This is a genomic window from Roseomonas sp. GC11, from assembly GCF_024437745.1.
GTDB lineage: Bacteria > Pseudomonadota > Alphaproteobacteria > Acetobacterales > Acetobacteraceae > Pseudoroseomonas.
Genome location: NZ_JANFNY010000031.1, coordinates 1 through 21,964 on the forward strand (window position 1 = coordinate 1; position 21,964 = coordinate 21,964).

At 70.0% G+C, this 21,964-nt stretch carries 19 protein-coding genes; 8 read left to right on the forward strand and 11 right to left on the reverse strand.

Annotation, left to right across the window (positions count from 1 at the left end):
• Window positions 1-109: 109 nt before the first annotated feature.
• On the reverse strand, window positions 110-1,066 hold the full coding sequence (mbfA, locus tag NON00_RS11500; RefSeq protein ID WP_256020908.1) for an iron exporter MbfA: 957 nt from the start codon (window positions 1,064-1,066) through the stop codon (window positions 110-112).
• A gap of 176 nt (window positions 1,067-1,242) precedes the next feature.
• Here mbfA and NON00_RS11505 point away from each other — a divergent pair, with 176 nt between their 5' ends.
• Complete coding sequence (locus NON00_RS11505) at window positions 1,243-2,091, forward strand: VOC family protein (protein WP_256020910.1); 849 nt, start codon at window positions 1,243-1,245, stop codon at window positions 2,089-2,091.
• Between the two features lie 152 nt (window positions 2,092-2,243).
• On the opposite strand, the gene NON00_RS11510 is transcribed toward NON00_RS11505, so the two are convergent.
• The 5 genes from NON00_RS11510 to NON00_RS11530 form a co-directional block, all read right to left on the reverse strand.
• Window positions 2,244-3,227, reverse strand: a complete 984-nt coding sequence (locus NON00_RS11510; protein WP_256020913.1) for a tripartite tricarboxylate transporter substrate binding protein — start codon at window positions 3,225-3,227, stop codon at window positions 2,244-2,246.
• 60 nt (window positions 3,228-3,287) lie between these two features.
• A complete protein-coding gene (locus NON00_RS11515) occupies window positions 3,288-4,253 on the reverse strand; it encodes a D-glycerate dehydrogenase (RefSeq protein WP_256020916.1) in 966 nt (321 codons plus the stop codon).
• A 184-nt stretch (window positions 4,254-4,437) separates the two neighbouring features.
• Window positions 4,438-5,928 carry an amidase family protein gene (locus NON00_RS11520; RefSeq protein ID WP_256020919.1) on the reverse strand — a complete coding sequence of 497 codons (1,491 nt, stop codon included), beginning with the start codon at window positions 5,926-5,928 and terminating at the stop codon, window positions 4,438-4,440.
• A 72-nt stretch (window positions 5,929-6,000) separates the two neighbouring features.
• On the reverse strand, window positions 6,001-7,608 hold the full coding sequence (gene ggt / locus NON00_RS11525) for a gamma-glutamyltransferase (RefSeq protein ID WP_256020922.1): 1,608 nt from the start codon (window positions 7,606-7,608) through the stop codon (window positions 6,001-6,003).
• A 20-nt stretch (window positions 7,609-7,628) separates the two neighbouring features.
• Window positions 7,629-8,444, reverse strand: coding sequence for an SDR family NAD(P)-dependent oxidoreductase (locus tag NON00_RS11530; protein ID WP_256020925.1), 816 nt, complete (start codon window positions 8,442-8,444; stop codon window positions 7,629-7,631).
• A 118-nt stretch (window positions 8,445-8,562) separates the two neighbouring features.
• Here NON00_RS11530 and NON00_RS11535 point away from each other — a divergent pair, with 118 nt between their 5' ends.
• Together NON00_RS11535 and gpt are read left to right on the forward strand one after the other, a co-directional pair.
• Window positions 8,563-8,904 (forward strand): tRNA-binding protein, encoded by a 342-nt coding sequence (locus NON00_RS11535; RefSeq protein ID WP_256021055.1) that lies wholly within the window; start codon window positions 8,563-8,565, stop codon window positions 8,902-8,904.
• 3 nt (window positions 8,905-8,907) lie between these two features.
• Window positions 8,908-9,384 carry a xanthine phosphoribosyltransferase gene (gpt, locus tag NON00_RS11540; RefSeq protein ID WP_256020928.1) on the forward strand — a complete coding sequence of 159 codons (477 nt, stop codon included), beginning with the start codon at window positions 8,908-8,910 and terminating at the stop codon, window positions 9,382-9,384.
• 45 nt (window positions 9,385-9,429) lie between these two features.
• Here gpt and NON00_RS11545 read toward each other — a convergent pair whose 3' ends face one another.
• Window positions 9,430-10,422 carry a D-2-hydroxyacid dehydrogenase gene (locus NON00_RS11545; RefSeq protein WP_256020931.1) on the reverse strand — a complete coding sequence of 331 codons (993 nt, stop codon included), beginning with the start codon at window positions 10,420-10,422 and terminating at the stop codon, window positions 9,430-9,432.
• On the opposite strand from NON00_RS11545, the gene NON00_RS11550 reads away from it, so the two are divergent.
• The 4 genes from NON00_RS11550 to NON00_RS11565 all read left to right on the forward strand — a co-directional run bounded on the left by NON00_RS11550 (window position 10,421) and on the right by NON00_RS11565 (window position 13,873).
• On the forward strand, window positions 10,421-10,615 hold the full coding sequence (locus tag NON00_RS11550) for a hypothetical protein (protein ID WP_256020934.1): 195 nt from the start codon (window positions 10,421-10,423) through the stop codon (window positions 10,613-10,615). The two genes, NON00_RS11545 and NON00_RS11550, sit on opposite strands and share 2 nt — an antisense overlap.
• Before the next feature lie 19 nt (window positions 10,616-10,634).
• On the forward strand, window positions 10,635-12,047 hold the full coding sequence (locus NON00_RS11555) for a dipeptidase (protein ID WP_256020938.1): 1,413 nt from the start codon (window positions 10,635-10,637) through the stop codon (window positions 12,045-12,047).
• 185 nt (window positions 12,048-12,232) lie between these two features.
• Window positions 12,233-12,970: a prephenate dehydrogenase/arogenate dehydrogenase family protein gene (locus NON00_RS11560; RefSeq protein ID WP_256020940.1), complete on the forward strand. Its 738-nt coding sequence runs from the start codon at window positions 12,233-12,235 to the stop codon at window positions 12,968-12,970.
• A 75-nt stretch (window positions 12,971-13,045) separates the two neighbouring features.
• Entirely contained in the window at window positions 13,046-13,873 is an 828-nt protein-coding gene (locus NON00_RS11565) for a M15 family metallopeptidase (RefSeq protein ID WP_256020942.1), read from the forward strand.
• 96 nt (window positions 13,874-13,969) lie between these two features.
• Here the strand turns inward: NON00_RS11565 and NON00_RS11570 are convergent, their stop codons facing one another.
• From NON00_RS11570 to NON00_RS11580, 3 genes are all read right to left on the reverse strand, one after another.
• Window positions 13,970-15,163, reverse strand: a complete 1,194-nt coding sequence (locus NON00_RS11570) for a nicotinate phosphoribosyltransferase (protein WP_256020945.1) — start codon at window positions 15,161-15,163, stop codon at window positions 13,970-13,972.
• The gene (locus tag NON00_RS11575; protein WP_256020948.1) at window positions 15,160-16,539 is read right to left on the reverse strand and encodes a class II 3-deoxy-7-phosphoheptulonate synthase; all 1,380 of its coding nucleotides are present in this window, start codon (window positions 16,537-16,539) and stop codon (window positions 15,160-15,162) included. The genes NON00_RS11570 and NON00_RS11575 overlap by 4 nt, the downstream gene beginning before the upstream one ends.
• 271 nt (window positions 16,540-16,810) lie before the next feature.
• Window positions 16,811-18,397 carry an alkaline phosphatase gene (locus tag NON00_RS11580; RefSeq protein ID WP_256020951.1) on the reverse strand — a complete coding sequence of 529 codons (1,587 nt, stop codon included), beginning with the start codon at window positions 18,395-18,397 and terminating at the stop codon, window positions 16,811-16,813.
• A gap of 268 nt (window positions 18,398-18,665) precedes the next feature.
• Here NON00_RS11580 and NON00_RS11585 point away from each other — a divergent pair, with 268 nt between their 5' ends.
• Window positions 18,666-20,252, forward strand: coding sequence for a diguanylate cyclase (locus NON00_RS11585; RefSeq protein ID WP_256020954.1), 1,587 nt, complete (start codon window positions 18,666-18,668; stop codon window positions 20,250-20,252).
• Between the two features lie 118 nt (window positions 20,253-20,370).
• On the opposite strand, the gene NON00_RS11590 is transcribed toward NON00_RS11585, so the two are convergent.
• Window positions 20,371-21,822 (reverse strand): amidohydrolase family protein, encoded by a 1,452-nt coding sequence (locus tag NON00_RS11590; RefSeq protein ID WP_256020956.1) that lies wholly within the window; start codon window positions 21,820-21,822, stop codon window positions 20,371-20,373.
• Between the last annotated feature and the right edge of the window lie 142 nt (window positions 21,823-21,964).

A 21,964-nucleotide genomic window follows, 5' to 3' on the forward strand; every position in this document is an offset into this window, starting at 1 on the left:
GAGCGGGTGGTGCGGCTGGAAGGGAAATTGTTGAAGGATGTTTGGGGGGGGCCGCCCCCCCCACACCCCCGCCGGGGAGGCAGGGCCTCCCCGGACCCCGCCTTCCGTTTCAGCTGCTGCCGATGAAAATGCCGGTCAGCAGCACCAGCACGCCACCCAGCACCACCTGCACGATCGCGCTCGTGAACGGCGTCTCCATGTAGCGCCAGCGGATCCAGGCAATCGCGAAAAGCTCCGCCGCCACGACCAGGCCAGCCACCAGCGTCGCCGTCCAGAAATCATGGATCAGGTAGGGCAAGGTATGGCCGAGGCCGCCCAGCGCCGTCATCAGCCCGCACACCACGCCGCGCACCCAGGGGTGGCCCCGGCCCGTGATCTCGCCATCATCGGACAGCGCCTCGGTCAGGCCCATGCTGATGCCAGCACCGATCGAGGCCGCCAGCCCGACCACGAAAGCGTCCCAGGAATTCTGCGTGGCGAAGGCAGCGGCGAAAATCGGCGCCAGGGTGGAAACGGAGCCGTCGATCAGCCCCGCCAGCCCCGGCTGCACCACCTGGAGGAGCAGCATCCGCCGCGCCTCGGCATCCTCGGCGCTGCGCACCGCATCAGGCAGCTTCTCCGTCTCCAGCGCGGCGGCGCGGGATTCGTGCTTCTGCTCCACCTCGGCGAGGTCGCCCAGCAGGCGGCGGATCTCGGTATCCCGCGCGCGCTCGGCGGCCTTCGCATAGAACTGCCCGGCCTCGCGCTCCATCAGCGCCGCCTGGGCGCGCACCGTCTCGATGCGCAGATCCTGCATCAGCCAGACCGGGCGGCGCCTGAGGAAGCCGCGCACATCCTGGCGGGTGATATAGGGCATCTCCGGCCCGAATTTCTGCTCGTAGAGCGTCAGCAGACGGTGCCGGTGGCCCTGCTCCTCCTCCGCCATCGCCTCGAACATCGCCGCCGTGCCGGGGTAGCTCGCGCGCAGCCGCAAGGCGAAGTTGCGGTAGATGCGCGAATCCTCCTCCTCATTGGCGATGGCCAGCGCCAGGGTCTCGGCCTCGCTCAGATCGCGGAAGTGTTTCATGGGGCAGGCCCTCCTGCCCGCATATCTCCGCGCGAAGCGCCGGCCGGCAAGAGGGAATCCTCCGGAAAACGAAGTTTTTTCATATACTTAAAGAAAATGCGTTGCGTTCGCAAGCAGGCTTCGCAAAGCCGCCTCCCGGGTCCAGTATCGCCGCCCCATCCGGAGGACCCGATGCCATGACCAGCCTGCTGAAGCCCGCCATCGACCATGTGGTGATCCATGTCGGCGCCCAGTTGGACGAGGCCGCGGCGCAATATGCGCGGCTGGGTTTCCAGTTGACCGAGCGCGGCCACCACTCGCTGGGCTCCAGCAACAACCTGGCGATCTTCGGCACCGACTATCTGGAGCTTCTGGGCTATGAGCCCGGCCGCGCCAGCGCCCGCGCCCAGCTTTGGGAGATGCCGACGGGCCTGGGCGGGCTGGTGTTCAAGCCCACCGCCGCGCCGGATTTCCGCGATGCGGTGGCCGCCGCCGGCCTGCCCGTGGCGGAATCGCGCGAATTCACCCGCCCCGTCGCCCTGCCCGATGGCACCAGCCCGGACGCGCATTTCCGCGTGACGCATCTGGGGCCGGAGGTGGCCTTCAATGGCCGGGTCTTCTTCTGCCACCACTTCACGCCGGATCTGGTCTGGCGCCCGGAATGGCAGCGCCACCCGAACGGTGCCACCGGCGTCGCGGAATTTGGCATTGTCAGCCGCGACCCCGCCCGCGCCCTGGCGCCCTATGCGAAGATCTTCGGCGCGGCGGCGATCCAGGAGGTGCCGGGTGGCCAGGCGCTGCTCGCCGCCGGGGGCGCCCGCGTGCTGGTGCTGGAACCCGGCGCGGCCGCGCTGCACTGGGGCGATGCCCTACCCCCCCTGCCCGCCGATGGCGCGGACCGCATGGTGGCCCTGACCCTGCGCGCCAGCCTCGCCACCGCCCGCGCGGCCTTGCAGGCGGGCGGCATCACGCCGCTGGAGCAGCCGGGGCGGCTGGTGGTGCCGGCGGCGCAGGCCTTCGGGCTGGCTTTGGCGTTTGTGGAGTGATGTTTGTTTAATTTAGCATTCTTCTTTTTCTGAAGAAAAAGAAGCAAAAAGACTCTTTCAGTTTGGCGTCCCGCCTCAGGCCTGAAGCGGGACGCCAACTGAAAAAGTTTTTTGGTTCTTTTTTTCAAAAAAGAACCCTTACTGCAAAATATTCAAGCCGCCTGGATATTCCCGCGCTTCACCACATCGGTCCAGCGGGCGATTTCGGCGCGCTGGAAGTCCTGGAACTGTTCCGGCGTATTGGCCACGACGGAAAAGCCGATGCGGTCCATCTGCTCCACGGTGGCGGGGTGCTTCAGGGCGGCGGCGATGGCGGCGTGGACGCGGCCGACCAGGGCGGGGCTCATCTTCGGCGGCCCGGCGAAGGCCTGCCAGGAATAGACCACGAAATCCTTCAGCCCGGCTTCCTGCGCCGTCGGCACCTCGGGCAGCAGCGGGTGGCGCTGCTCGGAGGTGACGAGGATGGGCTTCACCTGCCTGTCGCGGATGAAAGGCGTGATGAAGCCGAGATTCTGGAAGGACATCTGCACATTCCCCGCGATCAGGTCGGTGGTCGCGGGGGCGCCGCCGGCATAGGGAATATGCGCCATCTGGGTGCCGGTGAGCTGCTTGAACAGTTCCATCGTCAGGTGGTCGGAGGAGCCGACGCCGCTGGTGGAATAGCTCTCCTGCGCGCCCGCCCGGCGCAGCCAGGAGAGCAGCGAAGGCAGGTCATTGGCCGCCACCTGCTTCGGGTTCACCACCAGCACGTTCGGCGTCGTCACCGCCAGGGTGAGGTTGGTGAAGTCGTTGACCGGGTCATAGCCCAGATTGGGCCGCAGCGCCTTGTTGATGGCGAAGGTGCTGATCGGCGCCGCCATCAGCGCATGCCCATCGGGGGCGGAGCGCACCAGGGCGCGGGCGCCAATCTCGCCGGCGGCGCCAGGGCGGTTCTCCACCACCACCGCCTTGCCCAGCGCCTCGGTCATGCGCTGCGCCACGGCGCGGCCGACAATGTCGGAGGAGCCACCGGGCGCGAAAGGCACGGTGATGGTGACGGGCTTGGAGGGCCAGTCCTCCGCGGCTCCGGCGGCCCGGCCCAGCATGAGGGCCGGCATGGCGAGGCTCCCGGCTCGCAGCAGGGTACGACGCTTCATTGTTCTTCTCCTTGGACGTTCCCATTGGGGGGCATGGCACGCGCCCCCCGGACATGGCCGTCACACCGGGTCGGGCGGTGCCTGCCCGGCGGTGACGGCAGCGATGTTGTCGAGCGCGCGCATCGCCATCGCCTCCCGCGTCTCCAGCGTGGCGCTGGCGACATGCGGCGTCAGGAAGACATTCGGCAGGGCGGCGAAGCGCGTGTCGAAATCCGGTTCCTTGCGGAAGACGTCGAGCCCGGCGGCGAAGAGATGGCCCGATTGCAGCGCCGCCAGCAGCGCCTCCTCATCCACCAGCGAGCCGCGCGCGGTGTTGACGAAGACGGCGCCCTTCGGCAGGGCGGCGAAGGCGGCCTCATCCATCAGCGTGCCATTCTGCGCGCCCCCCGGCAGGTGCAGGGAGAGGATCTGGCAGTGCGGCAGCATGTCGCGCAGGGCGGGGAAGTATTCCGCCCCCTGCTCCAGCTCCGGCGGCAGGCGGTTGCGGTTGTGGTAGAGGATGCGCATGCCGAAGCCGCGCGCGCGCTGCGCCATGGCCCGGCCGATGCGCCCCATGCCGACGATGCCGAGCACCTTGCCCGAGGGCCGCACCCCCAGCATGTCCGGCAGGCCGAGGCCCCTGCGCCAGCCCTGGCGCATCATCCCCTCATATTCATAAGCGCGGCGGCAGGCGGCGAGCAGCAGCAGGAAGGCGAGATCGGCCGTGCAATCCGTCAGCACATCCGGGGTGTTGGTGACGAGGATGCCGCGGGCGCGGGCGGCGGCGGCGTCCATATGGTCATAGCCGACGCTGCTATTGGCGATCAGCCGCACGGAGCCGGGCAGGCGGGCGATGGCGGCGGCATCCAGCCTCACCCTGGGGCCGATCAGCAGGGCCTCGGCCCCGTGGCTGGCGGCGGCGGCCAGGGCGTCCTCGGTGCCCATATCCTCGGCGGCCACCAGCGCGTCGAAGTCACGGCGGGCGCGGGCCTCGGCGGCGGGCGTGAGGCGGCGGGCCACCAGGATGCGGGGCCGGGCAGTCGTCATGGCGTTTCCTTCGCGCTTCCGCCAGGGCGGCGGTTACGCGGAGGATAGCAGGCGCAACTTGTCGGACAAGCTGCTGATCGCCTGACCACAGGCTTGTGTGGCAGGCCATTGCCGCCTGCCCTCTGCCCAGGCAACCAAAGGGGGGGAGCGTGAGGGGGCGAAGCCCCCTCAGGCCACCCGCCGCTCAGTCGAAGCTGAGGAAGCCCGGCATGGTCTTGATGGCGGGCGCCGCCCTGAGCTTCGCCAGGTCCGGCAGCGGGCGGGCCAGGGTGGCATCCCCCGCCACCGCCGCCTCGATGGCGGCGGCCACCGCGATGACCAGCGCATCCCCCCCGCGCGGCCCGACGATCTGCAGGCCGAAGGGCAGGCCGGCATGGTCAACGCCGAGCGGCAGCGAGATGGCCGGATGCCCCGGCACCGTCACCGCATAGGCCAGGGCCAGCCAATGGAAATAGTTCTTGGTCGGCTGGCCATCGATCTCCGCCGGGTAGAGCTCGCTCCACGGCCGGGGCGAGAGGGTGATGGCGGGGGAGATGACGACGTCATAGCCGCGGGCGAAGAAGGCCTGCCAGTTGCGGTAGATCTTCGTCTGCTGCACCGAGGCGCGGGCGACGTCATTGGCGCTGTAGCGCAGCCCTTCCTCGACATTGGCGCGCACATTCGGCCCGACATCCTGCGGCCGCAGGCGGACCTTCTCCTCATGCGCGGCGAGGAAGTTCAGCGCGCGCAGCACGGCGAAGACCTCGTCCGCCCCCTCGCAGTCCGGCGTCGCCTCCTCGACGCTGGCGAAGAGCGGGGAGAGCGCCTTCACCCGCTCGGCGAAGACGGCGCGGATATGCTTCTCGGTGGGGGCGAAGCCGAAATCCGGCGTGGCGGCGACGCGCAGGGCGGAGAGGTCCACCGCCTCGTCCAGCGCCAGGCCGCGGCGGACATCGCGGTCCGGCAGGGTATAGGCCAGCGGGTCCACGCCGTGGTCGGCGGCCATGACGGAGAGCATCAGGGCGAGGTCGCCCACATCGCGCGCCATCGGGCCGAGCACGGGCAGGTTGGACCAGCCGAGCTGGCGGCGCTCCGCCGGGACGACGCCCGGGCTGGGGCGGAAGCCGACGATGCCGTTGAAGGCCGCCGGGTTGCGCAGCGAGCCGCCGGTGTCGGAGCCGGAGGCCAGCGGCACCATGGAGCAGGCCAGCGCCACGCCCGAGCCGCCGGAGGAGCCGGCGGCGGAGCGCGTCGGGTCGAAGGGGTTGCCGGTGGCGCCATAGACGGCGTTGCGGGTATTGGCGCCGGCGCCGAATTCCGGCGTGTTGGTCTTGCCGAGGACGATGCCACCAGCGGCGCGCAGATCGGCCACCATGGTGGAATCCCGCGCCGGCACATTGTCCCGGAAGATCGGGCTGCCGAAGGTGGTGACGAGGCCGGCGGTGTCGTCGAGGTCCTTGATGCCGAGCGGCAGGCCATGCAGCGGCCCGAGCTTCTCGCCCTTCATCACCGCCTGCTCGGCCTTCTGCGCCGCGGCGCGGGCGCCGGGCTCATCGAGCGCGACCATGGCGTTGACCGCGTGGTCCACCTCGCCGATGCGCTTCAGGCAGGAATCCAGCAGCTCGACGGGCGAGAGCTTCTTCTCGCCGATCAGGCGGCGCAGGGTGACGGCGGACAGGTCGCAGGGCTCGGTCACGCAACAAATTCCTTCCAGTGGCACACGGCAAGAAAGGCGCCGGCCAGCGTGGCGGCCGGCGCCCGGCAGGGCTCAGTAGCCCAGCGCGCAGCCATCCTTGCGCGGATCGGAGCCGCCGACCAGCACCCCGCGCGCATGGTCGATCAGGATGGCCTGGCCGCCGCCATGCGGCTTGGCGATCAGCTCGCACTGGTGGCCGAGGCGGTTGAGCTGGTCGACCACGGCGGTGGGGATGCCGCGCTCCACCTGCACCTTGCCGGCATAGGGGAAGAGGCGCGGCAGATCGAGCGCCGCCTGCACATCGAGGCCGAACTCGAAATGGTTGGTGAGGAAGAGGGTCTGCCCCATCGGCTGGAAATGCCCGCCCATGACGCCATAGGGCATGATGGCGCGGCCCTCCTTCAGCACCATGCCGGGGATGATGGTGTGCATCGGGCGCTTGTTGGGGCCGATGCAGTTGGGGTGGCCCTCCTGCAGGCGGAAGCCGAAGCCGCGATTGTGCAGCATCACGCCGCTCTTCTCGGCCAGGATGCCGGAGCCGAAGCTCTCGAAGAGGGAGTTGATGAAGGAGCAGGCATTGCCCTCCGCATCGACGACGCAGAGATAGACCGTATCCCTGTGCTTCGGCAGCATCTCCGCCATGCCGGCCGGCGGCAGCTCGCGCATCGCCGCGTCGTCGCGGATCAGGGCGCGGAGCTGGCGCGTGTAGTCGTCACTGGTGAGCTTCGCCACCGGCACCTCGACCTGCGAGGGGTCGGCCAGGAAGCCGTCGCGGTCGCGGTAGGCGAGGCGCGCGGCCTCCACATGGCGGTGCAGGCGGGTGACGGAGAGCGGACCGCCCTCCGGCGTCTCGCACTGGCCGAGCACGCCGAGCATCTGCAGCACCAGCAGGCCGGAGCCATTCGGCGGGCACTGGAAGATGTCCAGCCCCTTCCAGCGCGTGCGGATGGGCGTGACGAATTCGGCCACATCGAGGCCGGCGGCGAAATCGGCCTCGGTATGGGTGCCGCCGGCGGCGCGCAGGGTGGCCACCATGTCGGCGGCGATCTCGCCCTCATAGAAGGCGCGGGCGCCCTTCTCGCCGATGGCGCGCAGGGTGCGGGCCAGCGCCGGCTGGGCGAAGGTCTCGCCCACCGCGAAGGGCTTGCCATCCTTCAGGAAGTGGCGCGCGGCGGCCGCGTTCTTCTCCAGCTTGCCGGCGGCATCCGCCCAGTCGGCGGCGACGCGCGGATGCACCGGGTGGCCTTCCTCGGCCAGCTTCACGGCCGGGGCCAGGATCTGCGCCAGCGACAGCCGGCCATGCGCCCTGTTGAGCTTCTCCCAGGCGGAGACGGCGCCCGGCACCGTCACCGAATGGGCGGAGGTATTGGCCATGGCGGTGAGGCCATCGGCGCGCAGCTTCTCCGGCGTGGCGCCGGCCGGGGCGCGGCCGGAGCCGTTCATGGCGAAGACCTCGCCCGTCCCCGCCGGGGCATACAGGCAGAAATTATCGCCGCCGATGCCGGTGGATTGCGGCTCCACCACCGCCAGCACGGCGGCGGCGGCGATGGCGGCGTCCATGGCGTTGCCGCCCTGGCGCAGGATGTCGATGGCCGTCAGCGTCGCCACCGGCATGGAGGTGGCGGCCATGCCGTTCATGGCCAGGACAGGGCTGCGGCCGGGGGAATGGAAGTCGCGCATGGGATTCTTTCGGTCAGGACTCAAACGGAACAGAAGCCGCCATCGATCAGCAGCGAGGCGCCGCTGATCATGGCCGAGGCGGGGGAAGCGAAGAAGACCACCGCGCCCATCACATCCTCCACCGTCATCATCCGGCCGAGCGGGGTGCGGCGCAGATGGGCGGCGCGGAATTTCTCGTCCGCCAGCAGCCCGGCGGTCAACGGCGTCTCGACGAAACCGGGGCTGAGGGCGTTGACGCGGATGCCCCGCGGCCCGAGCTCCGCCGCCATCGCCTTGGTCAGCCCCTCGATGGCGTGCTTGGTGGCGGTGTAGACGCTGCGGTTCAGCCCGCCGACATGGCCATTGACGGAGGAGAGATGCAGGATGCTGCCCCCCTTCCCCGCCGCCACCATGCCCGCCGCCACCGCCTGCGCCACCGTGAAGGCCGCGCGCAGGTTGAGGTCCAGCAGCGCGTCCAGGCTCTCATCCTGCACCGCGGTGAAGGGCTCACGGATATTGGTGCCGGCATTGTTGAGCAGGAAGTCGAAGGGCCCCTCCCGCTCCACCAGGGCGCGCACGGCGGCGCGGTCCGTCACGTCCAGCGCCCGGGCGGAAAGGCGCAGGCCAGGGCCATCCGCTGGGCCATCCGCTGGGCCACCCGCCGGGCCATGGGCGGCCCGCGCCGCGGCGATGGTGGCCTCCATCTCCGGCAGGGCGCGCGCGGCCATCACCACCTCCGCCCCCGCCGCGGCCAGGGCCAGGGCGGCGGCGCGGCCGATCCCGCGCGAGGCGCCGGTGACCAGGGCACGCTGCCCGTCGCAGCGCAGGGAGGGGGTGGTGGGCAGGGGTTCGGTCATGGGGATCCTGGCCTTTGGCGGACCTATGGGGGCGTTTCCTGCGCCGGACGCTGGCATGCGGGCGGGGCCGCGGCAATCCGCCCTTCCGCCGCCGCCGCCGCTGCGCTATCGAAACCCGATGGAAGCCACCGCGACGATCGACGATTTCGAGCGCCTCGACATCCGTGTCGGCACCGTGGTCGATGCCCAGCCGCTGGAGGGGGCGCGCAAGCCCGCCTACCGGCTGGAGATCGACCTGGGCCCCGAACTCGGCATCCGCCGCTCCTCCGCCCAGATCACCGTGCACTACACGCCGGACCGGCTGATCGGCCGGCAGGTGCTCTGCGTGGTGAACTTCCCGCCCCGCCGCATCGCCGGCTTCGAGAGCCAGGTCCTCACCCTGGGCCTGCCCGATGCCGATGGTGGCGTGGTGCTGCTCCGCCCCGATTTCGCCGTCCCCAATGGCGGCAGGATGTTCTGAGACATGGCCTCGCGCTACTACACCGTCAGCTGGGACCAGCTTCACCGCGACAGCAAGGCACTCGCCTGGCGGCTGGTGGAGAAAGGCCCGTGGCAGGGCATCGTCGCCGTCACGCGCGGCGGGCTGATCCCCGCCGCCATCATCGCGCGCGAGCTGGATTGCCGCCTGATCGAGAGCGTCTCCATCATCACCTATGATGAGGAGAAGAAGGGCGAGCCGGTCGTGGCCAAGCCCCCCATCGCCGCCGGCGAGGGCGAGGGCTGGCTGGTGATCGACGATCTGGTGGACACCGGCACCACGGCGAAGCAGCTGCGCGGCATGCTGCCGCGCGCGCATTTCGCCACCGTCTACGCCAAGCCCGCCGGCAAGCCGCTGGTCGATACCTTCATCACGGAAGTGAGCCAGGATACCTGGATCCTCTTCCCCTGGGACACCGAGCCGCAGTTCGTCGCGCCCATCGCCAAGACGGCGCACAAGTAAGACGGCAGGCTGAGGGGGCTTCGCCCCCTAAGCCCCAGCCCCGCCTCAATAGCCCCGTTCGGGGCGGATGCGGTTGGGCAGCGGCGCGCCCTGGCGCAGGGCGCGCAGATTCTCGAAGAAGATATCCAGGCTGCGGTCGTTGTAGGTGCCCGGGTCGTCCGCCGACATATGCGGGGTGACGAACATGCCCGGCGTGCGCCACAGGCGGTGCTCCTGCGGCAGCGGCTCCGGCACCGCCACATCCGTCACGCAGCCGGCGAGGTGCCCGGCATCGAGCAGGTTGCAGGCGGCCTCCTGGTCCCACAGCGCGCCGCGGCCGATATTCACCACCTTGCCCCCCTGCGGCAGCAGGGCAAGGCGGCGGCGGTCGAACAGCCCCTGGGTCTGCGGCGTCAGCGGGCAGGCGATGACGAGGAATTCGCTGCGCGGCAGCACCGTCTCCAGATCGGCCTGCGATACCACCTCATGGCACGACTCGTGCGGCGCGGCGCTGTGGCGCACACCGATGACATGCATGCCGAACTGCTTCGCCCAGGCCGCGACGGCCCCGCCCAGCGAGCCCAGCCCGACCACGCAGACCGTCCGCCCCGCCAGCACCGAGCCGAAGCGCGGCGCCCAGCGCCCCGCCCGCGCGTCATGCGCGAAGACCGGCAGGTGGTTGGCCAGCATCAGCAGCGCCATGATGCCGAATTCGCCGGCCTTGGCGGCATGGGTGCCGCGGTTGTTCAGCAGCGCCACGCCCGGCGGCAGCCACTCGCCCAGGGGCAGCAGCCGGTCCACCCCGGCGGAGGTGCAGAAGATCACCTTCAGCCGCTCCGGCAGGGCCAGGCGCGGCACGGCGATGCGGGTATGCACCTCCTTCACCCAGGTCAGCAGGGCATCGGCCTGCGGCAGGGCGGCGGCGAAGCCGGCATCGTCATCGGCATAGCTGACCTCAAGATCCGCCATGTCCGGCGCGCGGGCCACGGCGGCGGCCCATTGCTCCGGCGTGATGGGGAAGAGGGTTTCGTTGGCGGGGTTCTGGACATGGACACGCATGCGGCGCAGCCTCGCATTCCGGGATGCGCCGTCAAGCCTCCTGGCGAGAATAATGCTTTCAATATCTTCTTTTTCTAAAGAAAAAGAAGCAAAAAGACTTTCTTTCAGGCTGCCGCCGTCTCCCGGCACAGCGGGACGCTACACTGAAAAAAGTTTTTTGGTTCTTTTTTCCAAAAAAGAACATTTATTCTGAATTCAAACAGGCCCTGCCCATGACCCAAGCCGTCGCCGACCATCTCCTGGCCCAGAAAGACGCCATTCTGGAGCGGCTGAAGGCCCTGCTGCGGCTGCCCAGCGTCAGCACCGACCCCGCCTATGCCGCCGGCATGGCCGCAGCGCGGGATTTCCTGCTGGAGCGGCTGCGCGCCCTCGGCCTCTCCCAGGTGCAGGCGCTGGAGGCCGGCGGCCACCCGGCCCTCTATGGCGAGTGGCTGGGCGCGCCGGGCCGGCCCACCCTGCTCATCTACGGCCATTACGACGTCCAGCCGCCCGACCCGCTGGAGCAATGGGTCTCCCCGCCCTTCGAGCCCACGATCCGCGAGGGCCGGCTCTATGCCCGCGGCGCCTCGGATGTGAAGGGCTCCACCACCATCGCGGTGGAGACGGTGGGCGCCTTCCTGGCGCTCGGCGGCGCCTGCCCGGTCAACATCAAGTTCTTCCTGGAGGGCGAGGAGGAAAGCGGCAGCCCCAGCCTGCGCCCGCTGCTGGCGAAGTATCGCCGCCTGCTGGCGGCGGATGCCGTGCTCTCGGCCGATGGCGGCCGGGCCAGCACCACCATCCCCACCCTGAACACCGGCGCGCGCGGCCTGTGCAAACTGGAGATCAACCTGCGCGCGGCGGCGAAGGACATGCATTCCGGCCGCTATGGCGGCGCCGTGCGCAACGCCCTGCACGAGATGGCGCGGCTGGTCGCCACCCTGCATGACGAGCAGGGCCGCATCCGCGTCGCCGGTTTCGACGCGGATGCCACCCCCCTCACCCCGCGCGACCGCGCCGATGCGGCGGAGCTGGCGGCGGACGAGGCCGCCTTCTACGCCAGCAGCGGCGCCCTGCCGCATGGCGACCCCGCCTATTCGGTGCGGGAGCGCCTGACCCTGCGCCCGACCATCGACGTAAACGGCCTCTGGGGCGGCTATACCGGCGCCGGCAGCAAGACCGTCATCCCCGCCGAGGCGCATGCCAAGATCACCGCCCGGCTGGTGCCCGGGCAGGACCCGGCGCGGGCGCGGGACTGCCTCGTGGCGCATCTCCGCGCCCATTGCCCGCCGGGGGTGGAGCTGCGCTTCAGCCCGCCCGGCGCCGGCGCCCCCGCCTCCACCCTGCCGGAGGGCCACCCGCTGCTGGCGGCGGCGGAAGAGGTGGTGCGCGCCACCACCGGCCGCGCCCCGGCGCGGGCGCGCATCGGCGGCACCCTGCCCATCACCGGCATCTTCCAGGAGGAACTCGGCATCGACACGCTGATGTTCGGCTTCGCCATGCCGGATGAGGATGTGCACGCGCCCAACGAGTTCTTCCGCCTCTCCTCGCTGGAGGAGGGTCTGCGCGCCTGGCCGCTGCTGCTCTCCCGCCTCGGGCAGGAGGAGGCGGCGCGCTTCGCCCCCTGGAAGCGCCCCATCCCCGCTTGACAGCGGCGCGGGGCGGGCGCACTTCATCCGGCATGAGCCAGACCGCGCCCACCCCGCGCCTTTACTACCGCCGCTCGATATAAGAGCGGCGCGGTCGAAGCCTGTTTGTTTGACCCCTGCCGCCTCCGGGCGGCATTTTTCATGGAATGGCCCTCCCGGTGGCGGCGCAGCCTCCTGAGGGACCGATGTCCACCCCTGCCCGCCCCCATCTCGGCCTGATCGGCCTCGGCGCCTTCGGGGCCTTCTGCCGCCCGCATCTGGAGCGGATCGGCACCGTCCATGGCCACGACCCCGCCCAGCCCGGCAGCGCCCCGCTGGCGGAGGCCGCCAGCCAGCCCGTCGTCATCCTCGCCGTGCCGGTGGCTCGGCTGGCGGAGGCGGCGCGCGCCATCGCCCCGCATCTGCGCCCCGGCGCGCTGGTGGTCGAGGTCTGCTCGATCAAGACACACCCGCTGGCCGTGCTGCGCGATCTGCTGCCGGCGCATGTGGAACTGCTCGGCACCCACCCGCTCTTCGGCCCGCAGAGCGGCCGGGATGGCATCGCCGGGCTGCGGCTGGTGGCCTGCCCGGGCGGCGGGGCGCAGGCGCGGCTGGCGCTGCGGATGCTGCGGCGCCTCGGCCTCCAGGTGGTGGCCATGACGGCGGAGGAGCATGACCGCCAGATGGCCTGGGTGCAGGGGCTGACGCATCTGGTGGCGCGGCTGGTGGCCGGGCTGGAGATGCCCGCCCTGCCCCACACCACCCCGAGCTTCGACCTGCTGATGCGCGCCACCGCCCAGGTTTCCCAGGATTCCGAGGCGCTGTTCCGCACCATCACCGAGGACAACCCCTTCGTCGCCGGGGTGAAGGCGCAGCTCCTGGCCGGGGCGGAGCGGCTGCTGGCGCCCATGCCGGCGGGGGAGGCAAAAGCCCAGGCCGCGTGAGTGGTTGTCAATTTGTTTTGAATTCGATTCAAAATTGCAACACAGTGCGCCGCACCACCCACGGGGGAAAGCGCCATGCCCTTGCCACAGCACACGCTGCAATTCGGCGACAACAGCCAGGATGTGCGGACCTGGCAGGACTATCTGGTCGAGCAGGGGCAATTGCCGCCGGATCAGGTGGATGGCCGCTTCGGCCCCATCACGGAAGCGGCCACGCGGCACCTGCAAAGGCTGCTGGGCGTGGCCGCCAGCGGCGCGGTGGACCCGCCCACCCTGGAGGCGGCGCGGCAGCACCTGACCCAAAGCCTCACGCGGGCCGAGGTCGCGGCCACGGCCGCCTTCAACACGGCGGGCCCTTCCTGGCCGCCGCCGCCCACCTCGCTCTCCCCCCTGAGCACGGCGCAGAAGCAGGCGCTCTTCGGCGATTTCACCTATGTGGCGGCGCCGACAGCCGACAACCCGGAGGCCATCCGCATCCTTGATGACTGGGCCCAGCGCAATATCGTGCGGGTTCGCCTGCCCGGCCTGGCCCGGGTGCAGGGCGGCCCCAGCCATGAGAGCATCTCCTGGTACAAGGGCGCGGCGGACCAGCTCCTGGCGCTCTGGACCACCTGGGAGAAGAAGGGGCTGCTGGGCCGCGTGCTGAGCTGGGGCGGCAGCTGGAACCCGCGCTTCGTGCGCGGCAAGGCGAAGGAGGGCATTCTCAGCAGCCACGCCTTCGCCACCGCCTTCGACATCAATGTGGAGTGGAACCGGCTCTACGACATCCCGGCCCTGCTCAACCATCCGGGCTGCGTGCGCGAACTGGTGGAAAGCGCCAATGCGCATGGCTTCTACTGGGGCGGGCACTTCAAGGGCCGCCCGGACGGGATGCACTTCGAGATCGCAAAACTACAGCTATAAAGCTTTCTTTCAGTTTGGCGTCCCGCTGAAGGCCCGCAGCGGGACGCCAACTGAAAAAAGTTTTTTGGTTCTTTTTTTCAAAAAAGAACAATAACCCTAATTGCTCACCCCATTCTTCTTGCGCGCCCCGTTCTTGTGCAACAGGAATTCGCGCCCGAGCTTCACCCGCGCCGCACCGTCATAGGAGACGATATCGGCGGTGGCGTAGGTCTCGCTCCAGGTATTGGGGATGAAGCTTCCGGTGCCGACGACATCGACCGGCGCGCGGGCCTCGCTCATCACCCGGCACTTGGTCACGCCGAAGCCGGAGGAGGCGACGATCCGCACCTTGGGGAAGCCGGCCTCGTCCAGCGCCTCGCGCATGCGCCAGATGGCGGCGGCGGAGACGCCGGTGCCGACCAGATGGCGCAACTCCGTCTCCGAGCGGTAGCGGCGGATGGCGCCGGGCGCGTGCCGCTCCAGCACGGCGTAGGACTCCGCCGGGTCCAGCCCTTCCAGGAAGCGGCCGCCATGGGTGTCCAGCCGCACCGCCAGCCGCCCTTCCGCCGCCAGTTCGGGGAAGCGCTGGCAGAGCGCCAGGCTGTCCGTCACCTCGCGGCCGAAGTAATCGACCAGCACGGTCAGCGCCTCATCCGGGAAGGTCTCGTGGAACATCTCGGCGGCGCGGACGGTGCTGCGGGCGTAGCCGATCAGCGCATGCGGCATGGTGCCATAGCCGCGCAGATTGCCGAACCAGTGCGCCGTGGCGTCATTGGCATTGCCGATGAAGCCCTTCGCCCCCTCCCGCTTCGCCGCGGCACTGCCGACGGCGGCGGCATAGGCCATCATCTCCTGCATCTCGGCGCCGGCGCAGTGCCGGGCCTCCATGGCCAGGAAGGCGGCATGGGGGAGTTCCAGGCTCATCTGATAGGCATTGTGCGCGGCGACGCAGGCCGGGCCCAGCTTCTGGAGATAGATCGTCTCCAGGTCCGACAGATGCACGAAGGAGCCGGTGAGATAGACGATCGGGTCGCCCGCGCCCACCCACTCGCCTTCCTTGTGCATCAGCTCGATCTCGAAGCGCGTGCCGCGCGCGGCGGCGACGCGCTCCAGCCAGTCGATCATCAGGCGCGGGGCGCTGACGACGGGGCGGCGCAGGAAGACCGCGTAGGTCACCGTGGCATCGCCGAAGCGCTGCACGATGGCCTTGGTGCGGTTGAAATAGGCGTCGGTCTGGCGGGAGATGGCCTCATCCCCCGCCGGGCCGGACGCCGCGCCCGTGGCGGTGCGCGGCGGCAGCCCGTCCGTCATTGCGCGGCGACCAGCGGCAGCACCGCCCCTTCCGGACGGCGGGCCTTCAGCTCCTCCGCCACCAGGAAGGCCAGTTCCAGCGCCTGCTCGGCATTCAGCCGCGGGTCGCAGGAGGTGGCGTAGTTGGCGGCGAGATCGGCCTCGGTCAGCTTGTGGGCGCCGCCGACGCATTCCGTCACGTCGCTGCCCGTCATTTCCACATGGACGCCGCCGGCCCAGCTGCCTTCCGCCTGGTGCGCGTCGAAGAAGCCGCGCAGCTCGGAGAGGATGGCATCGAAGGAGCGGGTCTTGTAGCCACCGGCCGTGTGGGTGTTGCCGTGCATGGGGTCGCAGATCCACACCACCTCGCGCCCGGCGCGCTTCACCGCGCGCAGCAGGGGCGGCAGCTTCTCCGCCACCTTGCCCGCGCCCATGCGGCTAATCAGCGTCAGCCGGCCCGGCGTGTTGGCGGGGTTCAGGATCTCGGTCAGCCGCACCAGCTCATCGGCATCGGTGCTGGGGCCGACCTTGAGGCCCAGCGGGTTCTTCACCCCGCGCAGGAACTCGACATGCGCGCCCTCCGGCTGCCGCGTGCGGTCGCCGATCCACAGGAAGTGGGCGGAGCAGGCATACCAGTCCCCCGTCGTGGAATCGACGCGGGTCAGCGCCTCCTCATAGGGGAGGAGCAGCGCCTCATGGCTGGTGTAGAAATCGGTCTCGCGCACCTGCGGCGCCTCGGACATGCCGCAGGCGGCCATGAAGCGCAGCGTCTCGTCGATGCGCGCGGCGAGGTCGCGGTAGCGGTCCACCAGCGGCGAGCGCGCGACGAAGCCGAGATTCCAGCGGTGCACCTCGTGCAGGTCGGCATAGCCGCCGGTGGCGAAGGCGCGCAGCAGGTTCAGCGTGCCGGCCGACTGCATATAGGCGAATTCCATCCGCGCCGGGTCCGGCACGCGGGCCTCGGGGGTGAAGTCCGGCCCGTTGATGATGTCGCCGCGATAGGAGGGCAGCGTCACGCCGCCCTGCGTCTCCGTGTCGGAGGAGCGCGGCTTGGCGAACTGCCCGGCCATGCGGCCCAGCTTCACCACCGGCAGCGAGCCGCCGAAGGTCAGCACCACCGCCATCTGCAGCAGCACGCGGAAGGTGTCGCGGATCGGGTTCGCCTTGAAGTCGGCGAAGCTCTCGGCGCAATCGCCGCCCTGCAGCACGAAGGCCCGCCCCTGCCCGGCCTTGGCCAGGGACTGCTGCAGCCTGCGGGCCTCACCGGCAAAAACCAGCGGGGGAAAGCTCGCGAGGCGGGATTCCATTTCCTTGAGCCTGGCCTGATCCGGATAATCCGGAACCTGCCGGATCGGCATTTCGCGCCAGCTACCGGGCTGCCACCCGCGCACCGTCATGACACTCAGCGTCCTCAGAGCAATTCTTGGCCGGGCAGGATAGACCGAGCCACGGGCAGAGGGCTACCACCGAAGCGGTTCCAACCGCTCAGGGCTGCCCCGCGCCGGAAGAGCGACAGGAGGAGATTGATTTAAAAGGAAGATCTTCAAGAATCTTCTTTTTCTAAAGAAAAAGAAGCTTTCTTTCAGGCTGCCGCCGTCTCCCGGCACAGCGGGACGCCAAACTGAAAAAAGTTTTTTGGTTCTTTTTTTCAAAAAAGAACGCTTCTCCTCAAACCGCTTTCAATCCTGGCCGCCCCGGCTCCACGACAAAAGCCCCGCGATCCTCGCGCGCCGCGCCGGGATGGCTGACCTCGGCCACGGCGCGATACGTCGCCAGGAAGCGGTCCGCCGCCACCTCGTGCAGGGTGTAGCCGCGCCGGTTGTTGAAGAAGCCCAGATGCGGGTTCTGCGCCATCACCTTCGGCGTATTGGCCATGGTCTCCGAGCCATCGCCGCCGGAACTGATCGAGGTGGCGGTAAACTCCGTGCCCAGCGCCGCGCCACCGCCCTCGCGGTGCAGCGTGCCGGCCCAGGCGGCATGCACATCGCCCGAGACGGCGATGAGGTCGCGCAGCCCGCTCTCCTCCACATGGCGCAGCAGGCGCTCCCGCGCCGCCGGGTAGCCATCCCACTTGTCCATGGAATAGCGCGGGGCGCCGGGGGCGCCGAAATCCCGCTTCAGGATGGGCACCTGATGCGCCAGCACTTGCCAGCGGGCGCGGCCGGGGCGCAGCCGCTCCATCAGCCACGCTTCCTGGGCGGGGTCCATCATCCGCGCGGCGGGGTCTGCCCAGCCCTCGCAGGGGGCGGCGGTGGCACCGCCGCAGGGCTGGTCCGTCCGCCCGCTGCGGGTGTCGAGCACCGAGACCTCCAGCAGGCCGCCGAAGCGGAAACCGCGCCACGCCTGGATCTCCGGCCCGCGCGGCAGTTGCGCGCGGCGCAGCGGCATATGCTCGTACCACGCCTGGAAGGCCGCCTGCTTGCGCAGGGCGAAAAGCTCCGGCGGCACGGCGGGGCGGTCCGGGCGGCTGCCATCCTCCTCGGAGAAGGGGCCGGCCCAGTCATTATCCACCTCATGGTCGTCAAAGGAATGCAGGAAGGGATGCGCCGCCTGCGCCGCCATCAGTTCCGGGTCCATCCGGTAGAGGGCATAGCGGTTGCGGTAATCATCCAGCGTATAGACCTCGGGGCTGTTGTGCCGGCGTGGCTGGCCGCCCCGGGGGCCGTATTCATAAATGAAGTCGCCATAGTGGAAGACGAAGTCCAGCTCCCCCTCCCCGGCGATGTGGCGCCAGGCGGTGAAGTGGCCATGCTCATAGTGCTGGCACCCGGCATTGACGAAGCGCAGCCCCGCCGGCGCCGCCCCCGGCGCCGGGGCGGTGCGGGTGCGGCCGATGGGGGAGAGCGCCTCCCCCGCCTGAAAGCGGTACCAGTAGAAGCGGCCAGGGCGCAGCCCCTCCAGCTCCACATGCACGGCGTGGCCGAATTCGGGGTAGGCCAGGGCCTCGCCCTCCCGCACCACGCGGCGCATCTCCGGCTCTTCCGAAAGCTGCCAGCGCACCGGCACGGCCTGCCGGGGCATGCCACCCCCGGCCAGCGGCTCGGGCGCCAGCCGCGTCCACAGCACCACCCCCTCCGGCCAGGGGTCGCCGGAGGCGACGCCGAGGGTGAAGGGGTCCCGCTCGAAGCGCGGCGGCTGGGCCAGGGCATGGCGCGCCCCGGCCGGCTGCAAGGCCGCCAGCGCCGCCATCCCCAGGCCGCCGCGCAGCAGGCCACGGCGCGAGAGATCGAGGATATGGCGGGCAATGCTGTCCATCGCGGCGGGGCCTCGGGCGGCAGGGGTGGGCATGGGCCGGCGGAGGGCCTGGCGCACCCTCCTGGCATGGCCGCGTGTAGCATGGCCGCGTGACCTGCGGATGACAGACCGGCCGCCGTGGACGGCATGGCGGCCTCGCGATTTCGTGTCTAAACTTTGCGCTGCATTCCCCAGGAGGGAGTTCCACCATGACCGACCGCGCCCTCCGCCCCACCCTGGCCGGGTTCCACCCTTCCTCCCGGCCGGGCACGCACTGAGCCAGAGCACCATGCCCCGCTTCTTCCCCCTGCGCCGCGCGGCCCGTTCCGGCGCGACCGGCCCGCACCTGTCCGGCGCCGAGGCGTCCGCTTCCGGCATGGCCGCGTCCGAGGCGGCCGGCGCCTCCCCCCGCAGTGACAGGCTGCTCCTGCTGCTGGGCGTGCTGCTGCCGGTCTGCATCTCCACCCTCGGCCTGATGCAGCTGTGGGATCTGCGGCGCGATGCCTGGTCCCGGGTGGAGATGAGCGCGCAGAACCTGCTGCTGGTGGTCAGCCGCGATATCCAGCGGCAGGTGGACATCTATGACCGCGTGCTGGCGCAGGTGGCCGGGCATGCCAGCCGCCATCAAACGGACGGCCTGCCGTCGGCGGAGCTGCTCTTCTCCTCCGCCGCGGCCATCACCCATCTCGGCTCGATGACGCTGCTCGATGCCTCGGGGCAGGTCATGGCCAGTTCCGACCCGGCGCAGCCGCTGAACCAGGACATGGCCCGGCGCGACTTCTTCCTGCGCCATCTGCTGGAGCCGGATCTCGGCCTCTACATCAGCCAGCCCATGCCGGACCGCGCCCATCCCGGCGAGTTCCTGCTGGCGCTCAGCCGCCGCGTCACCACGCCGGAGGGGCGCTTCGGCGGGGTGGTGGTGGGCACGCTGCGCCTGTCCTTCCTGCGCAGCCTGCTGGCGGAGCTGCATATCGGCCCCGGCAGCACCATCAACCTGTTCAGCAGCACCGGCGTGCTGCTCTACCGCGAGCCGATGGGCAGCGGCATCCCCGGCATCGACCTCTCCCAGGCGCCGACGGTGCGGCGGATGATGAGCTCCCCCACCGGCCAGTTCACCGGCACCGCCGCGCTGGACGGGGTGGAGCGCCTCTACACCTACACCCATCTCGGTGACCGCCCGCTGATCCTGAATGTCGCCATGGCCACCCGCCTGGTGGAGGGCAACTGGCAGGGCCGCGCCTTGGGCATCGGCGGCATGGTGCTGCTGCTCTGCCTGGCGATGCTCGGCCTCGCCGCCCGGCTGCGGCGGGAGTTGCGCCTGCGCCGGCTGGCCGAGGCCGAGGCCCTGGCCGAGGGCGCCCGCTTCCGCGCCCTCTCCGAGACCGACGGGCTGACCGGCCTCGCCAACCGCCGCCACCTGGACCGGCTGCTCAGCCTGGAATGGGAAAGGGCGGAGCGCATGCGCCAGCCCCTGGCCCTGGTCATGCTCGACCTCGACCACTTCAAGGCCTTCAATGACAGCCAGGGCCACCCGGCGGGGGATGCCGTGCTGCGCAGCCTCGCCGGCTGCATCCGCACCGCCATGCGGCAGGATAACGACCTCGCCGCCCGCTATGGCGGGGAGGAATTCGCCGTGCTGATGCCCGATACCGACCTGGACGGCGCCACCCGCACCGCCGAGCGCATCCGCATCGCCCTGCGGCGGCTGGACCTGCCGCATCCCGGCGTGCCGGGGGGGCGGGTTTCCGTCAGCCTCGGCGTCGCCGCGATGCATCCCCAGCCGGGCAGCAGCCCCGCCACCCTGGTGCAGGCCGCCGATGCCGCCCTCTACCACGCCAAGAAAACCGGGCGCGACCAGGTCTCCGCAGCCGCCTGATTTTTCTTTCAGGCTGCCGCTTTTTTTTCAGGCTGCCGCCGTCTCCCGGCACAGCGGGCCGCGAACTGAAAAAGTTTTTTGGTTCTTTTTTCCAAAAAAGAACCTCTTCTCTTCCTGCTTACCGGTTGCGCGTGATCAGCCGCCCTGGCTTCTCCCCGGTTTCCTTGCCCTTGGCGAAGGTGGCGACGCCATTGGCCCAGACCTGCTCGATCCCCACGCTCATCTGCACCGGGTTCTCGAAGGTGGCATTGTCCAGGATGGTCGCCGGGTCGAAGAGGACGAGGTCGGCATAGGCCCCTTCGCGCAGCACGCCGCGGTCCACCATGCCGAAGACCTGCGCGGCGCGGCCGGTCATCTTGTGGATGGCGGTTTCCATGTCGAACAGCCCGAGCTGGCGCGAATAGAAGCCCAGCACGCGCGGGAAGGTGCCCCAGAGGCGCGGATGCGGCTTCTCGTCATGCGGCAGCCCGTCCGAGCCGATCATGGAGAGCGGGTGGCGCATGATGCGGCGCACATCCTCCTCATCCATCTGGAAGGTGACGGCGCCGGCCGGCGTCAGCCGCTCCGCCGCCGCGCGCAGATCGGTGTTCCAGCCGCGCGCGATCTCGGAGAGGTCCTTGCCCGCCATCTCCGGATAGGGGACGGACCAGGTGATGATGGTGCGCAGGTCGTCGCGCACCCGGTCCGGCATCAGCACGGTGGAGCCGGCGGGATAGGGGTATACATCGAAGGCCACCTCCTGCATCGAGGCGGCGGCGTTGATCAGCGCGAGCGTCTGCACCGAGCGGCCGTAATTCTCCGGCATCGAGCATTTGTGGTGGCTGATATGCACCGGCACCTTCAGCCGGCTGCCGATCTTCAGCGTCTCCTCGATCGAGGCGCAGATGCGGTCCGCCTCATCGCGCATATGGGTGACGTAGAGGCCGCCGGTGCTGCGCAGCGCCTCGCCGACCGCGATCACCTCCTCCGTCGTCGCCTGGGCGTTGGGCGGGTAGTAGAGGCCGGTGGAGAAGCCGGAACCGCCCTCGGCCAGCGCCTGCTTCAGCCGCGTCTGCATGCGCAGGATCTCGGAATCCTTCGCCGGGCGGTAGACATCGCCCGCCATCGCCTCGACGCGCAGCGTCTGGTGGCCGATGAAGGCGTAGGTGTTGACCTCGCTGCCCTTGCTCTTCAGCGCGTGGGCGTAGTCGCCGAAGCTGTCGAAGGTCCACCACGCCTCATCGCCCAGCAGGTCGAGCGGCGCGGGCGGGCGCTTGGCGGTGTGGCGCATGGGCGAGAGGCTGATGCCGCAATTGCCCACCACCACGGTGGTGACGCCCTGGCTGATCTTGCACAGGGTGCATTGCGGGCCGCAGAGCACGGCGCGGTCATCATGCGTGTGGGCATCGATGAAGCCGGGGGCGAGGGCCTTGCCGGTGGCGATGACCTCGCGGTCGGCGCTCATGCCGCCGAGGTCGCCCACGGCCACGATGCGGTCCCCGGTGACGCCGACATCCCCCACCCGGCGCGGCCCCCCGGTGCCGTCGAACAGGGTGGCATCGCGGATGATCATGTCGCAGCGCAGCGCCATGGGTGGCTCTCCTCGGGGCGGGCAGGGTCAGGGCGGCGGATCATGCGCCGCGCGCGCCGGGTGATCCAGCCCGGGGCGGCGCTTTTGCCACCACTTTTGCCACCACTTTTGCCACCACTGGCCTTGCGCCACGCGCCCGCGC